Here is a 14,092-nt window from a genome sequence, read left to right on the forward strand (position 1 = left end):
GGACCGGCAAACAGCACTACCGTGGCCCGGTGATCGCGACAGACCGTCTGACTATGCTCCCGCTCCAGGTCGAGTACGCCGCTGCGATGGCCAAGGTGCTGTCCGACCCCGGCCTCTACACGTTCACCGGCGGCGAGCCGCCGAGTGCCGACGTACTGGAGGCGCGGTACCGGCGGCAGCTGGCCGGGCCAAGCCGTCCGGACGAGCGGTGGCTGAACTGGGTGCTCGACTACAACGGTGAGCTGATCGGGTACGTCCAGGCAACCATCACTGGAAGTACCGCGGAAATCGCGTGGGTCATCGGCACCGCCTGGCAGGGCCAGGGCTTCGCGAAAGAGGCAACGCAGGGACTGGTCACCTGGCTGCGGACACAAAAAATCGTCCGGATCATCGCACATGTCCATCCGGATCACACCGCGTCGGCTGCTGTCGCAGCCGCATCAGGACTTCACCGCACCGACGTGCTGGAAGACGGCGAGTACCTGTGGGTGGCAGGCCCGGAGTGACCCGGGCCTGCCGTCAGCTCACCTCAGACGGGGCGAACGTTCTCCGCCTGCAGGCCCTTCGGGCCCTGGGCGATCTCGAACTCGACCCGCTGGTTCTCGTCCAGGGAGCGGAAGCCCTGGGTCTGGATCGCCGAGTAGTGCACGAACACGTCGGCACCGCCGTCCTCCTGGGAGATGAAGCCGAAGCCCTTCTCGCCGTTGAACCACTTCACTGTTCCCAAAGCCATGTCTACTCCTGAAATGCCGAAACGCCCGCGGATCACAAATCCGCGGGCGCTTCGAAAACGAACGTGGAACTGCAAAACTGCATCGGTCGGAGACTTTAGCACGCGGAATGCGCCACCAGCCACCCGTTCCGACGCTGAATCTCGTACGTGTCCGGCGTGCCCGACCAGGTCACTGCGCAGCCGGACGTCCCGCACTCACACGCGAACGGGTACGGCGGCAGCTCGGCCAGCCCGATGTCCGCCTGCCACAACCGTCCCTGCCGGCAGGCCGCCTCGTTCTCGTACCGTCGCTGCCAACTCAGCTCGGCACCCGCCGGTAGTCGAGGCAGCGCCCCCAGTGCGTCCTCGACGGCCCGACAGACACGGGCCCACTCCGGCTCAGCCGCGACCTCTACGACCAACCGCCCACACTCTGCGGCTTCCCGCCGTATCAGCTCGGCGAGTACGGCGTCCCGCGCCAGCAGCCCCTCCAAGCGCGAGCGGCCCGCGGGATCCTCCGCCCGAGCCAGCCGCTCTTCCCGCGTCCTCCGGGTCTGCTCGGCGTCCGGAACCAACCACACTGCCGCCCACACTGCCGCGTCGACCCCGTCCGCCATCGACGGGAAGAGCTGCGGACCCTCCACCAGTGCAGGTACGTCGCCCAGCGCGCGCTCCCGGACATCCTCGGCCACCAGTTCGAGTCGCAATCGCGAGCTGCGGACGAACGCGTCAGCGGCGTACTCCGGTCCCTCGGCCAGGTCCTCCGCCAGCGACCGCAGCGGTGGCAACCGGTCCAGGTGCGCGTAGGTCCACAGATCGATCGGGTGCAGCGGGAGGTCACACCGCCGCGCGAGCGCCCGGGCGATCGTCGACTTGCCTGCGCCCGGGGCTCCACCGATCCACACCATCGCCGGCCAGGTCACCGACCCATGGTGCCTCAGGGCCGCACGTAGGTGGCCAGCGACGCGGCGCCAGTCTGGACCACTGAGGCGAGCTTCAGGTGTACCGGCTTGTCCGACGACACGAACAGCTTCTCACCGGCGCCGACGACCGACGGGAGTGTCATCAGCCGGTACTCGTCGACGAGGTCGGCGGCCTGCAGGGCGTGGATCACGCTCAGGCTGCCGGTGACCGCGATGGTCCGCGGCTCCGACCGCACGTAGTCGGTCAGCGTGCCTTCCATCAGTGTCGAGTTCGGGAAGACCGAGACGTCGGTCAGCGAGTGCGACGCGACGACCTTGGCCATCTTGTTCATCCGGGTGGAGAACTCGTCGGTGCGGTTCGGCCAGAGCTTGCTGAACAGCTGCCACGTGTCCTTGCCGAGCAGCAGCACCCCGCTGTCCATCAGCTCGCCGAGGCGGAACTTGTCCCCGCCGTGGGTCTCCGGCCCGTGCCGGAAGGCCCAGCCGCCGAACGGCGTGCCGCCGGAGCCGTCCGGGTCGGTGACGACGCCGTCCATGCTGACGAACGAGATGACGATGACGTGGCCCATGGTTCCTGCTCCTTCTCGAGTGCTTTCGAGTGCTTTCGCAGGTACATACCGGCGGGCCGGCCCCGATTCATCGGTGCGTCCGGAACTTTTTCTGGCGAGCGCTTACCGCCTGATGTGACCTTGACCGCATTCTGCCTCCAGCCTACTGTATTCCGTATACCAAGCCACCCGGGAAGGCAGGGACCCCTATGAGAGTTGCGGTTCTCGGCGCCGGCGCGATCGGTGCGTACGTCGGCGCGGCACTGCACCGTGGTGGCACCGAGGTCCACCTCGTGGCCCGTGGCGCGCACCTGGAAGCGATCCGCTCCGGCGGGGTCGTCGTCCGCAGCCCGCGCGGCGACTTCACGGCCCGGACGCCGGCCACCGACGACCCGGCCGAGATCGGTCCGGTCGACTACGTCTTCCTCGGCCTCAAGGCGAACTCGTACGCGACCGCCGGTCCGTTGCTCGCCCCGCTGCTGCACGACCGCACGGCCGTGGTCGCGGCCCAGAACGGCATCCCCTGGTGGTACTTCCACGGTCTGAAAGGCCCGTACGAGGGCCGCCGGATCGAATCTGTCGACCCGGGTGGCGCCGTCACTCGAGTACTCGACCTCGACCGCGCGATCGGCTGCGTCGTCTACTGCTCGACCGAGCTCGCGGGTCCAGGCGTCGTACAGCACCTGGAAGGCACCCGGTTCTCGATCGGCGAGCCCGCGGGCGGACTGTCGCCGCGGTGTGCGGAGTTCAGTACGGCGATGATCGCCGGCGGACTGAAGTGTCCGGTCGAGGCGGACATCCGCAACGACATCTGGATCAAGCTGCTCGGCAACGCGGCGTTCAACCCGATCAGTGCGCTCGCCCGAGCGACGATGGTGGAGATCGCGACACACCAGGGCACCCGCCAGATGGTCCGGATGATGATGGAGGAGTCCCTGGAGATCGCGGCCGCGCTCGGCTGCCATCCGGACATCTCGGTCGACAAGCGGCTGGACGGTGCCGAACGCGTCGGCGGGCACAAGACGTCGATGCTCCAGGACCTGGAGAACGACAAGCCGCTCGAACTCGACGTGATTCTCGCCGCCGTCGTCGAGCTCGCCGATCTCACCGGCACCCGGGCTCCGACGCTGCGCGCCGTGCACGCGGTCGCCGACCTGCTCGCCACCAAGGTCGGCGTCTGAGCCCAGGTGGGCCCGGCCACAGCGACGCCGGGCCCACCTGTTCCATCTCTCCCGGCTCGCCGAATGGCGGTGTGTTGACGCAAACATGTCTAGACTGCGAAACACACGGGAGGTGGCAGGAGTGCCAGTCAGCGGGAGTGTGGAGGGAACTGTAGGCAGGCGGCGCCGAGGTCCGTCGATGGCCGACGTCGCGCGGCTGGCCGGGGTATCGGGGCAGACCGTGTCCCGGGTGGCGAACGGCCGGCAGAACGTGGACGCGGCCACCCGCGCCCGCGTCCAGGACGCGATGCGCCAGCTCGGTTACCGCCCGAACGGCGCCGCCCGAGCGCTACGCAGCGGCGAGTTCCGCAGCATCGGCGTGATCGTCTTCGAACTGTCCACCTTCGGTACGACGCGCACGCTCGACGCGATCGCCGCGGCGGCGACCGCGCGGGGGTACTCGGTGAACCTGCGCCCGGTGCTCGAGGTCGGTCAGCGGGCGGTGACCGATGCGTTCGACCGGCTGAGTGAGCAGGCGGTCGACGGTGTCGTCGTACTGAACGAGGCGCATGTGCTGGACGACGTACAGCTGCCGACGGGACTGCCGGTCGTGGTGGTGGATGCGAGCGTGCACTACGGCTACCCGATGGTCGACGCGGATCAGAACCAGGGCGCGCGGCTGGCGACCGAGCACCTGCTCGCGTTGGGGCACGAGACGGTGTGGCATCTCGGGGGACCGTGGCGGTCGTTCGCCGCGGAACGCCGGCAGCAGTCCTGGGAACAGACGCTGATCGAGCACGGTCGGCCCGTTCCGCCGGTGCTGCACGGGGACTGGTCGTCGACGTCCGGCTACGAGGTCGGGTGTCAGCTCGCGGCCAATGCGGACGTCACCGCGGTGTTCGTGGCGAACGACCAGATGGCTCTCGGTCTGTTGCGAGCTATGCATGAGTGCGGCCGCGCTGTGCCGGACGACGTGAGCGTGGTCGGTTTCGACGACATGGAGGAGTCGGCGCACTTCTGGCCGCCGCTCACCACCGTCCGGCAGACGTTCGCGGAGATCGGCCGGCGCAGCGTCGACACGCTGATCGCGGAGCTCAGGACCGACGAGCCGCCACCCGCGTCGATCGCCGTACCCACCGAGCTCGTCCTCCGCCTCAGCACGGCCCCACCGCGTCAGCGCAGGGATTGACCTTCCACGGGTACGAGCGTTGCTCGGAGGAGGGTCGCGGTCTCGGTGGGGGTCTTGCCGACGCGGACCCCGGCCGCTTCCAGGGCCTCCTGCTTCGCGGCCGCCGTACCGGACGAGCCGGACACGATCGCGCCCGCGTGACCCATCGTCTTGCCCTCCGGTGCGGTGAAGCCCGCGACGTACCCGACGACCGGCTTGGTCACGTTCTCCTTGATGAACGCGGCCGCCCGCTCCTCGGCGTCACCACCGATCTCACCGATCATCACGATCGCGTCGGTGTCCGGGTCGTCCTGGAACGCCTGCAACGCGTCGATGTGCGTGGTCCCGATGATCGGGTCACCACCGATACCGATCGCGGTCGAGAACCCGAAGTCCCGCAGCTCGTACATCATCTGGTAGGTCAGCGTGCCGGACTTCGACACCAGACCGATCCGGCCCTGGCCGGCGATGTCGGCCGGGATGATGCCCGCGTTCGACTGCCCCGGCGTGATGATTCCGGGACAGTTCGGCCCGATCACCCGGGTGCCGTTGGCCTGGGCATGGGCGAAGAAGGCGGCGGTGTCGTGCACCGGCACGCCCTCGGTGATCACCACGACCAGCGGAATCCCGGCGTCGACGGCCTCGATCACCGCCTCGCGGGTGAACCGCGGCGGCACGAACACCACCGAGACGTCGGCGCCGGTCGCGTCGACCGCGTCGGCGCACGATCCGTACACCGGGATCGACCTTTTCGCGAAGTCGACCGACTGACCGCTCTTACCCGGTGTCACGCCGCCGACCACAGTGGTGCCGGCGGCAAGCATCCGGCTGGTGTGCTTCTGTCCCTCGGACCCGGTCATCCCCTGGACGACGATCCGGCTCTTCTCGGTCAGGAAGATCGCCATTCCTACGCTCCCTTCGCCGCGGCCAGCGCGGCCGCGTCGTCCATCGTGTCGGCCACGGTCACCAGCGGATGGTTGGCCTTGGCAAGGATCTTGCGGCCCGCGTCGACGTTGTTGCCGTCCAGCCGGACGACGAGCGGTTTGCCGGCCTGGTCGCCGAGCAGTTCGAGCGCCTGCACGATGCCGTTCGCGACCGCATCGCAGGCGGTGATCCCGCCGAACACGTTCACGAACACGCTCTTCACCTGCGGGTCGGACAGGATGATCCCGAGCCCGTTGGCCATCACCTCGGCGCTTGCGCCACCCCCGATGTCCAGGAAGTTCGCCGGTCTCACGCCGTCCGACGTGCCGGCGTACGCGACCACGTCGAGCGTGGACATCACCAGCCCGGCGCCGTTGCCGATGATGCCGACGGAACCATCGAGCTTCACGTAGTTCAGGCCCTTCGCCTGCGCCGCGGCCTCGAGCGGATCCGCGGCCGCCTGATCGTCGAAGTCCGCGTGCTCCGGATGCCGGTACGCCGCGTTGTCGTCCAGCGTCACCTTGCCGTCGAGCGCCTCGAGTGACCCGTCACCGAGCTTGACCAGCGGATTCACCTCGACCAGTGACGCGTCTTCGGCGATGAACACCTCCCACAGCCGCTGCACGACCGGCGCCGCCGCGTCCGGAAAGCCCGCGGCGGTCACGATCTCGGCGGCCTTGGACTCGTCCACACCGACGACCGGATCGATCGTCACCTTCGCGATCGCGTCCGGGTCGGTGTGCGCGACCTCCTCGATCTCGACGCCGCCCTCCGTGCTGGCGATGCACAGGTACTCGCGATTCGCCCGATCGATCAGGAACGAGAAGTAGTACTCCTCGGCGATGTCCGCGGCCGGTGCGAGCAGCACGCGTCGCACGGTGTGACCCTTGATGTCCATCCCGAGGATCTCGCCCGCTTTCGCCACCGCCTCGTCCGGAGTGGCAGCCAGCTTCACGCCGCCTGCCTTGCCGCGGCCGCCCGTCTTGACCTGTGCCTTCACCACCACCCGGCCGCCGAGATCGGCGGCGGCCGCCGCGGCATCGGCCGCATCCTCGATCACGCGGCCGAGCGTCACCGGGACGCCGTGCCGGGCGAACAGCTCCTTGGCTTGGTACTCCATCAGGTCCACGTCGCCTCCCTGAGTGTGTGGTGACGACTGTATTCGGTATGCAATCTGCGAACAAGTGCCAGTCGCAACGCCTCAGGTCTGGACAGCTCCGGCCGGGAAGGGTACGACAGATCACATGTAGATCTAATACGGTATGCAGTAGTCAGGAGGCGACATGAATCACGTGATGCCCACGCCCCGGGACGTACGTGACGTCTACGGCCGGCGGTACCGGATCGGTGAGGACGCTCGGGACCTGACCGGTCACCCCCGGCGCTGGCAACTCTGGGCGGCCTGGGCCTGCATGGTCGCGATCAGCCCGTTGCAGTACTCCTTCGGCACCGCGGCCCTCGGTCTCGATCGCGGCTGGGGTGCCGCCCCCACCCTGTGGCTGTTGGCGGTCTTCGTCGCCTGCCAAGCGCTCGTCGCGATCCCCGCGGCCTGGGCCCAGCGGGTACGACGCGCCTCGCCGACTCAACTGGTCGTCCTGGGCGGAGCCTTCGCTGCCGTCGGACTCGTGACGCTCGCGCACGCGAACAGCTATCTCCTGCTCGTCGTCGGCTACGCGCTGCTCGGCGGCACCGGCGCGGGTCTCGTGTACGCCGCGTGCATCACGACGTCGGCGCGCTGGTTCCCCGAACGGCGGACCGCCACGATCGGTTTCGTCACCGGTGGCTTCGCGGTCGGCGCCGTACCGAGTATCGCCCTGCTGGCGATCTTCCCCGCGCACCTGGGGCCGGTGTTCGACCTGACCGCGCTGGTGGCGGTGCTGGTCGTGCTGATCGCGGGTGGGCTGCTGAAGGATCCACCGCGGCACTGGTGGCCCGCGGAGCTCGACGCGCAGGCGTGGGCCGTCGACCGGAAACTGAACCGCAGCATTCCGCACAACGCACCCGCCGTCCGGCAGTATCGTCCTGGCGAGGCCCTGCGGACCGGTGCGCTGCCGCTGATGTGGTTGCTGCTGGCAATCAGTACGGCGCTGTCGCTGCTGGGCATCGCCTTCGTGGTCAGTTACGCGGTGAGCGCCGGACTCGGGATGGGAATTGCCGCGTTCGCCGCCGGGATGCTCGCCGCGGTCAACGGATTCGGGCGGTCGTTCGCCGGTCATCTCTCCGACAGTTTCGGCCGGCGTCGGGTGCTGGCGGCCGTGCTGATGATCGAAGGGTTCGCTCACATCGGGTTGGTGACGGCGGGCGCGGGATGGGCGTTCGTGGTGTGCGCGATGTTCGCCGGGCTCGGCGGTGGCGCGTTCTACGCGATCATGGCGAACCTCGTCCTCGAGTTCTTCGGCGAGAACAGCCTGCTCCAGAACCAGGCGATCCTGTACTCCGCCAAGGCTGCCGGTGGACTGCTCGGGATCGGTATCGCTGCGTCGGTGACAGCGACAGTCGGTTATCGACCGTTGTTCGTCGGCGCTGGGCTGCTCGGCGTACTCACGGCACTGAGTGTGCGGTTCCTCAAACAACCCGGCCGGCCAGCACTGCCGGTGCGGCCGCAGCTCGGGACGCCGGTGGCGGGCGAGTGAACGGCTACGGGAGAGTGCAGCGGGCGGATCCGTGTCTGATGGAGCTGGTGTCGCGGCTGGCGCGGGAGCCATGGACGGATCGGCCGGCGTGCGTGCATCCGGTCCTGAGCGCGGTGGCACGGGCCGCGCACGATCACAGCAGTTCGGCCGGTCGACGTGAACTGCTGCCGCTCGCCCCGCGATTCCTGGACACGAGTGCTCCGGGCTTCGAGTCGGCCGCGCGGCTGGTGTCGCTGTGTGCGTCGACGGCGCTCGCGAGCGGCGAGCTCACCGGCGACGAGCGGCGGCGAATGGTCGGTGCGCATCGGACCGCATTGCATCTCCTCGGCGCGGAGGAACGGCCTGGGGGAGCGGCGCGGTGGTGGTTGCCCACGGTCAAGCGGTGGCGATGGGGGGAACCGTTCTACCGGACGTTCGTCGCCACCGAGCAGGCGGCGGAAGCCGTCGCGATCACCGCCCGGACATCCGACGGCAATCCCGACGTGCGACTGCGGAGCTTGCTGAAGCTGTGCCTGGCGACTCAGGGAGCGGTCCGGCCGAGTCCCTCGTGGTCCGCGTCGGCCCAGAAGTCGTGGTCGTAGTCGTCGTCCGGGATCGCGACGAGCTCGTGCCGGCGCGGGGCGCGGACCTGTTGTTCCAGTCGGGCGAGGTCCGTAGTACAGCGTTCCAGATCGTCCAGCAGGCGCAGTACGTCGAAATGCGGTCCGAGTCGATTCCTCAACGCCATAAGGGATTTCTCCAGCGTGAGCAGTGCGGTGCGGGTCCGGTCGAGTTCGTCGGAAATCGTCATCGCAGCCTCCTGGTGCCGAGCTCTGGACAACCGCTGTCGCCTGGGATAAGACTACGACTACACCATACGGTATGCAATCTACACTCAAGCCGGATCCCGGCCCTTCCGAGGAGATGACTGCAGATGGCGCAGACAGTGTCGGAGACCCACCCCGTCGCAGAGGTCAAGGAGCCGGAGACGATCTCAGGTGGGCATCTCGTCGCGAAGGCCTTGAAGGCCGAGGGAATCGACGTGATCTTCACGCTCTGTGGCGGTCACATCATCGACATCTACGACGGCTGCGTCGACGAGGGCATCGCGGTGGTCGACGTCCGCCACGAGCAGGTCGCCGCGCACGCGGCCGACGGGTACGCGCGGGTCACCGGCAAGCCCGGCTGCGCGGTCGTCACCGCCGGCCCCGGTACGACGGATGCGGTCACCGGGGTCGCGAACGCGTTCCGGGCCGAGAGCCCGATGCTGCTGATCGGCGGCCAGGGCGCGTTGAACCAGCACAAGATGGGGTCCCTGCAGGACCTGCCGCACGTCGACATGATGACTCCGATCACCAAGTTCGCCGCGACCGTGCCGCACACCGCACGCGCCGCCGACATGGTGTCGATGGCGTTCCGCGAGTGCTACAACGGCGCGCCCGGCCCGTCGTTCCTGGAGATCCCGCGCGACATCCTGGACAACTCGGTGCCGGTCGAGTCCGCGACGGTCCCCGAGGCCGGCCACTACCGGGCGTCGACGAAGAGCATCGGCGACCCCGCGAGCGTGGAGGCGCTGGCCGATCTGCTCGTCCGCGCCGAGAAGCCCGTCGTACTGCTCGGGTCGCAGGTGTGGACCTCGCGCGGAAGTCAGGCGGCGATCGACTTCGTCCGGGACCTCGACATCCCGGCCTTCATGAACGGTTCCGCCCGCGGCACGCTGCCGCCCGGCGACCCGCACCACTTCCACCTGTCGCGGCGGTACGGGTTCAACAACGCCGACCTGATCCTGATCGTCGGCACCCCGTTCGACTTCCGGATGGGGTACGGGCGCCGGCTCCCGAAGAGCGCCACCGTCGTACAGATCGATCTCGACTACCGCACCGTCGGGAAGAACCGCGACATCGACCTCGGTCTGGTCGGCGATCCGGGGGCGATCCTCGCCGCGGTCGCGCAGGCGGCGTCCGGCCGGTTGCAGAAGACGGATCGCAAGGCCTGGTTCGCCGAGCTGCGGGCCGAGGAGAACGCGGCGTACCAGAAGCGGCTGCCGCGGCAGCTCTCGGACGCGAACCCGATCCACCCGCTGCGGCTAGCGCACGAGATCAACGAGTTCCTCACCGAGGACTCGATCTACATCGGAGACGGCGGCGACATCGTCACGTTCTCCGGCGGCGTCGTGCAGCCGAAGTCGCCCGGTCACTGGATGGACCCGGGACCGCTCGGCACGCTCGGCGTCGGGATCCCGTTCGTGCTCGCGGCGAAGTACGCGCGACCGGACAAGGAAGTGGTCGCGCTGTTCGGCGACGGCGCGTTCTCGCTGACCGGGTGGGACTTCGAGACGCTGGTGCGCTACAACCTCCCGTTCGTCGGTGTCGTCGGCAACAACTCGTCGATGAACCAGATCCGCTACGGCCAGGAAGCGAAGTACGGCAAGGACCGCGGCCGGGTCGGCAACACCCTCGGTGACGTCAAGTACGACGAGTTCGCCCGGATGCTCGGCGGGTACGGCGAGGAGGTTCGCGACCCCGCCGACATCGGGCCGGCGCTGCTCCGGGCCCGCGAGTCGGGGCTGCCGTCGCTGATCAACGTCTGGGTCGACCCGGACGCCTACGCCCCCGGAACCATGAACCAGACCATGTACAAGTAAAGGGGACCCGCATGAGCAAGGCCCTCGAAGGTGTCCGTGTTCTCGACATGACCCACGTGCAGTCCGGACCGTCCTGCACCCAGATCCTCGCCTGGCTCGGCGCCGACGTGATCAAGCTCGAGGCCCCGACCGGCGACATCACCCGCCAGCAGCTGCGCGACCTGCCCGACGTCGACAGCCTCTACTTCACGATGCTGAACTGCAACAAGCGCAGCATCACGCTGAACCTGAAGTCCGGCCGCGGCAAGGAGATCTTCACCGACCTGGTCAAGAACTCCGACGTCCTGGTGGAGAACTTCGCGCCCGGCGCGATCGACCGGATGGGCTTCACCTGGGAACGCCTGCAGGAGCTCAACCCGCGCCTGGTCTTCGCCTCGATCAAGGGCTTCGGCCCCGGCCGCTACGAGAACTTCAAGGCCTACGAGGTGGTCGCCCAGGCGATGGGCGGCGCGATGAGTACGACGGGGTTCGAGGACGGACCGCCGACCGCGACCGGGGCCCAGATCGGCGACTCGGGCACCGGGATCCACCTGGTGGCCGGCATCCTCGCCGCACTGCTCCAGCGGACGAACACCGGTAAGGGTCAACGGGTCACCGTGGCGATGCAGGAAGCCGTCCTGAATCTCACCCGGGTCAAGCTGCGTGACCAGCAGCGGCTGACCCACGGACCGCTGCGCGAGTACCCGAACGACAACTTCGGCGACGAGGTCCCGCGCTCCGGCAACGCGTCCGGCGGCGGTCAGCCCGGCTGGGCGCTGCGATGCGCGCCGGGCGGCCCGAACGACTACATCTACGTGATCGTGCAGCCGCCGGGCTGGGCGCCGATCGCTCAGTTGATCGGCAAGCCGGAGCTGGCCGAGGACCCGGACTGGGCGACACCGGCCGCGCGGCTCGACAAGCTCGACAAGATGTTCGCGCTGATCGAGCAATGGACCGAGCAGCACACCAAGTTCGAGGTGATGGACAAGCTCAACGCGCTGAACGTGCCGTGCGGGCCGATCATGTCCACCCGGGAGCTGATCGAGGACTCGACGCTCGCCGACCTCGGCGCGGTGGTCGAGGTCGAGCACCCGCAGCGCGGAACGTTCAAGACCGTCGGCTGCCCGATCAGGCTGTCCGACTCGCCGGTCACGGTGCGGACCTCACCCGGACTCGGAGAACACAACTCCGCCATCTACGGCTCGCTCGGGATCTCCGAAGGCGAGCTCGACGACCTGAAGACCGCCGGCGTGATCTGACGTGGGAGAGCAGATGAGCTACGACAAGGCAGCAGTCCGCACCGTCCTCGACCAGGCTCTGGCGGACGGCCGCACCTCGCTGAGCGCACCCGAGGCCAAGCTGGTCGCCGACGCGTACGGCATCCCGACGCCGGGCGAGGGGCTGGCCACGACTGCCGAGCGCGCAGCGGAGCTCGCCGCTGGGATCGGCTTCCCCGTCGTCCTGAAGATCGTCTCGCCGGACATCCTGCACAAGACCGACGCCGGCGGTGTGGTGGTCGGCGTCGACAGCGCGGACGCCGCGCGCGACGCGTTCGACAAGATCCTGGCCAACGCGCGAACCTACAAGGCCGAGGCGGAGATCACCGGCGTCCAGGTGCAGAAGATGCTGGTGACGGGCGGTGACGTGCAGGAGGTCATCGTCGGCGCGGTCACCGACCCGACGTTCGGCAAGGTCGTGGCGTTCGGGCTGGGCGGCGTACTCGTCGAGGTGCTGAAGGACGTCACCTTCCGGTTGGCTCCGCTCGGTGACGCCGAGGCGCGGGCGATGATCGACGCGATCGGCGCCCGCGAGATGCTCGAGGGTGTCCGCGGTGCGCAGCCGGTCGACAAGAACGCGCTCGGAGACCTCGTACGCCGGTTGTCGGACCTCGTCACCGATTTCCCGGAGTTCGCCGAAGTGGATCTGAACCCGGTGCTCGCCGGGCCGGACGGCGCGACCGCGGTGGACTTGCGGATCATCGTCGACGCCGAGGCCGGCAAACCGGTCGAGCGGTATAGCTCCGAGGAGATCCTGGCCGCGATGACTCGGATCATGCGGCCCCACGCGGTCGCCGTGATCGGGGCGTCCAACGAGGACGGCAAGATCGGCAACTCGGTGATGAAGAACCTGGTCAACGGCGGGTACGCCGGTGACATCTACCCGATCAACCCGAAGGGCGGCGAGGTCCTCGGGCGCACGGCGTACGCGTCCGTCCTCGACGTACCGGGTGCGGTCGACGTGGCGGTGTTCGCCGTACCGGCCAAGTTCGTCGCCGGGGCGCTCGAGCAGTGCGGGGAGAAGGGCGTCGCGGGCGCGATCCTGATCCCGTCGGGGTTCGCCGAGACCGGTGAGCAGGCGTTGCAGGACGAGGTCGTCGCGATCGCCCGCAAGCACAACGTGCGCATCCTCGGGCCGAACATCTACGGGTACTACTACCTGCCCGAGAGCCTCTGCGCGACGTTCTGTACGCCGTACGACGTCAAGGGCAGTGTCGCGCTCTCGTCACAGAGCGGAGGCATCGGGATGGCGATCCTCGGGTTCAGCCGGTCCAGCCGGATGGGCGTCTCCGCGATCGTTGGAGTAGGCAACAAGGCCGACATCGACGAGGATGACCTCCTGACCTTCTTCGAGAACGACGACAACACCAACCTGATCGCCATGCACCTCGAGGACCTGAAGGACGGCCGGGCGTTCGCCGAGACGGCGGCCCGGGTGTCGAAGAAGAAGCCGGTCGTCGTACTGAAGGCCGGTCGTACCTCCCTGGGCGCGCGGGCCGCCAGCTCGCACACCGGCGCCCTGGCCGGCAACGACAAGGTGTACGACGACATCCTCCGGCAGAGCGGTGTGGTCCGGGCGCCGGGACTGAACGAGATGCTCCAGTACGCCCGTGGCATCCCGCTGCTACCGACGCCGCAGGGCGAGAACGTCGTGATCATCACCGGCGCGGGCGGGTCCGGCGTACTGCTGTCGGATGCCTGTGTGGACGCCGGGCTGACGCTGATGGACATCCCGGACGACCTGGACGCGGCGTTCCGGACGTTCATCCCGCCGTTCGGGGCGGCCGGCAACCCGGTCGACATCACGGGTGGCGAACCGCCGGCGACGTACCGGAACACGATCGCGCTCGGGCTGTCCGACGAGCGGATCCACTCCCTGATCCTGGGCTACTGGCACACGATCGTGACGCCGCCGATGGTGTTCGCGAAGCTCGTTGCCGAGGTCGTCGAGGAGTTCCGGGCCAAGGGCATCGACAAGCCGGTGGTCGCCTCGCTGTCCGGTGACGTCGAGGTGGAGGAAGCCAGCCGGTACCTGTTCGACCACGGTGTGGTCGCGTACCCGTACACGACCGAGACCCCCGTCCAGGTGCTCGGTGCCAAGTATCGCTGGGCCCGCAACGCCGGGCCGCTCGGCCGCAGTTGATT

14 protein-coding genes are annotated in these 14,092 nt (G+C 68.5%); 8 read left to right on the forward strand and 6 right to left on the reverse strand.

The genetic code is table 11. The features are described 5' to 3' along the window. The first annotated feature begins 53 nt into the window (after positions 1 to 53). Positions 54 to 506 (forward strand): GNAT family N-acetyltransferase, encoded by a 453-nt coding sequence (locus ACFYRH_RS34015; RefSeq protein WP_387783842.1) that lies wholly within the window; start codon positions 54 to 56, stop codon positions 504 to 506. A 23-nt stretch (positions 507 to 529) separates the two neighbouring features. On the opposite strand, the gene ACFYRH_RS34020 is transcribed toward ACFYRH_RS34015, so the two are convergent. From ACFYRH_RS34020 to ACFYRH_RS34030, 3 genes are all read right to left on the reverse strand, one after another. After that, positions 530 to 733 carry a cold-shock protein gene (locus ACFYRH_RS34020; protein ID WP_130381366.1) on the reverse strand — a complete coding sequence of 68 codons (204 nt, stop codon included), beginning with the start codon at positions 731 to 733 and terminating at the stop codon, positions 530 to 532. A gap of 95 nt (positions 734 to 828) precedes the next feature. Then, positions 829 to 1,635 carry a hypothetical protein gene (locus ACFYRH_RS34025; RefSeq protein WP_387783843.1) on the reverse strand — a complete coding sequence of 269 codons (807 nt, stop codon included), beginning with the start codon at positions 1,633 to 1,635 and terminating at the stop codon, positions 829 to 831. A 14-nt stretch (positions 1,636 to 1,649) separates the two neighbouring features. Beyond that, the gene (locus tag ACFYRH_RS34030) at positions 1,650 to 2,204 is read right to left on the reverse strand and encodes a dihydrofolate reductase family protein (RefSeq protein WP_387783844.1); all 555 of its coding nucleotides are present in this window, start codon (positions 2,202 to 2,204) and stop codon (positions 1,650 to 1,652) included. Between the two features lie 188 nt (positions 2,205 to 2,392). On the opposite strand from ACFYRH_RS34030, the gene ACFYRH_RS34035 reads away from it, so the two are divergent. Together ACFYRH_RS34035 and ACFYRH_RS34040 are read left to right on the forward strand one after the other, a co-directional pair. Then, complete coding sequence (locus tag ACFYRH_RS34035) at positions 2,393 to 3,364, forward strand: 2-dehydropantoate 2-reductase (protein ID WP_387783846.1); 972 nt, start codon at positions 2,393 to 2,395, stop codon at positions 3,362 to 3,364. A gap of 178 nt (positions 3,365 to 3,542) precedes the next feature. Continuing rightward, positions 3,543 to 4,532, forward strand: a complete 990-nt coding sequence (locus tag ACFYRH_RS34040; protein WP_387783847.1) for a LacI family DNA-binding transcriptional regulator — start codon at positions 3,543 to 3,545, stop codon at positions 4,530 to 4,532. Here the strand turns inward: ACFYRH_RS34040 and sucD are convergent. Continuing rightward, entirely contained in the window at positions 4,517 to 5,416 is a 900-nt protein-coding gene (sucD, locus tag ACFYRH_RS34045; protein WP_387783849.1) for a succinate--CoA ligase subunit alpha, read from the reverse strand. The two genes, ACFYRH_RS34040 and sucD, sit on opposite strands and share 16 nt — an antisense overlap. Positions 5,417 to 5,418: 2 nt before the next feature. Continuing rightward, on the reverse strand, positions 5,419 to 6,564 hold the full coding sequence (gene sucC, locus ACFYRH_RS34050; protein WP_387783851.1) for an ADP-forming succinate--CoA ligase subunit beta: 1,146 nt from the start codon (positions 6,562 to 6,564) through the stop codon (positions 5,419 to 5,421). A 154-nt stretch (positions 6,565 to 6,718) separates the two neighbouring features. On the opposite strand from sucC, the gene ACFYRH_RS34055 reads away from it, so the two are divergent. Both ACFYRH_RS34055 and ACFYRH_RS34060 read left to right on the forward strand, forming a co-directional pair. Further along, positions 6,719 to 8,068, forward strand: coding sequence for an OFA family MFS transporter (locus ACFYRH_RS34055; protein ID WP_387783852.1), 1,350 nt, complete (start codon positions 6,719 to 6,721; stop codon positions 8,066 to 8,068). 38 nt (positions 8,069 to 8,106) lie between these two features. Continuing rightward, positions 8,107 to 8,649 carry a hypothetical protein gene (locus tag ACFYRH_RS34060; RefSeq protein ID WP_387783853.1) on the forward strand — a complete coding sequence of 181 codons (543 nt, stop codon included), beginning with the start codon at positions 8,107 to 8,109 and terminating at the stop codon, positions 8,647 to 8,649. Here ACFYRH_RS34060 and ACFYRH_RS34065 read toward each other — a convergent pair. Next, positions 8,589 to 8,858, reverse strand: coding sequence for a hypothetical protein (locus tag ACFYRH_RS34065; protein WP_387783854.1), 270 nt, complete (start codon positions 8,856 to 8,858; stop codon positions 8,589 to 8,591). The genes ACFYRH_RS34060 and ACFYRH_RS34065 overlap by 61 nt on opposite strands. Before the next feature lie 123 nt (positions 8,859 to 8,981). Between ACFYRH_RS34065 and ACFYRH_RS34070 the strand changes: the two genes are divergently transcribed. Genes ACFYRH_RS34070 through ACFYRH_RS34080 form a run of 3 tightly spaced genes read left to right on the forward strand, consistent with a single transcriptional unit; the run spans position 8,982 to position 14,090 of the window. Further along, complete coding sequence (locus ACFYRH_RS34070; protein ID WP_387783856.1) at positions 8,982 to 10,691, forward strand: thiamine pyrophosphate-binding protein; 1,710 nt, start codon at positions 8,982 to 8,984, stop codon at positions 10,689 to 10,691. 11 nt (positions 10,692 to 10,702) lie between these two features. Then, positions 10,703 to 11,929 (forward strand): formyl-CoA transferase, encoded by a 1,227-nt coding sequence (gene frc, locus ACFYRH_RS34075; protein WP_387783858.1) that lies wholly within the window; start codon positions 10,703 to 10,705, stop codon positions 11,927 to 11,929. A 13-nt stretch (positions 11,930 to 11,942) separates the two neighbouring features. After that, positions 11,943 to 14,090 carry an acetate--CoA ligase family protein gene (locus tag ACFYRH_RS34080; protein ID WP_387783860.1) on the forward strand — a complete coding sequence of 716 codons (2,148 nt, stop codon included), beginning with the start codon at positions 11,943 to 11,945 and terminating at the stop codon, positions 14,088 to 14,090. The last annotated feature ends 2 nt before the right edge of the window (positions 14,091 to 14,092 follow it).

The sequence above is a fragment of the Kribbella sp. NPDC004875 genome (assembly GCF_042873375.1).
Classification (GTDB): Bacteria; Actinomycetota; Actinomycetes; order Propionibacteriales; family Kribbellaceae; genus Kribbella.

Coding starts and splice junctions, on each gene's coding strand:
- ACFYRH_RS34015 (WP_387783842.1), top strand. CDS start 54: ATGCTCCCGCTCCAGGTCGAGTACGCCGCTGCGATGGCCAAGGTGCTG.
- ACFYRH_RS34020 (WP_130381366.1), bottom strand. CDS start 733: ATGGCTTTGGGAACAGTGAAGTGGTTCAACGGCGAGAAGGGCTTCGGC.
- ACFYRH_RS34030 (WP_387783844.1), bottom strand. CDS start 2,204: ATGGGCCACGTCATCGTCATCTCGTTCGTCAGCATGGACGGCGTCGTC.
- ACFYRH_RS34035 (WP_387783846.1), top strand. CDS start 2,393: ATGAGAGTTGCGGTTCTCGGCGCCGGCGCGATCGGTGCGTACGTCGGC.
- ACFYRH_RS34040 (WP_387783847.1), top strand. CDS start 3,543: ATGGCCGACGTCGCGCGGCTGGCCGGGGTATCGGGGCAGACCGTGTCC.
- sucD (WP_387783849.1), bottom strand. CDS start 5,416: ATGGCGATCTTCCTGACCGAGAAGAGCCGGATCGTCGTCCAGGGGATG.
- ACFYRH_RS34055 (WP_387783852.1), top strand. CDS start 6,719: ATGAATCACGTGATGCCCACGCCCCGGGACGTACGTGACGTCTACGGC.
- ACFYRH_RS34060 (WP_387783853.1), top strand. CDS start 8,107: ATGGAGCTGGTGTCGCGGCTGGCGCGGGAGCCATGGACGGATCGGCCG.
- ACFYRH_RS34065 (WP_387783854.1), bottom strand. CDS start 8,858: ATGACGATTTCCGACGAACTCGACCGGACCCGCACCGCACTGCTCACG.
- ACFYRH_RS34070 (WP_387783856.1), top strand. CDS start 8,982: ATGGCGCAGACAGTGTCGGAGACCCACCCCGTCGCAGAGGTCAAGGAG.
- frc (WP_387783858.1), top strand. CDS start 10,703: ATGAGCAAGGCCCTCGAAGGTGTCCGTGTTCTCGACATGACCCACGTG.
- ACFYRH_RS34080 (WP_387783860.1), top strand. CDS start 11,943: ATGAGCTACGACAAGGCAGCAGTCCGCACCGTCCTCGACCAGGCTCTG.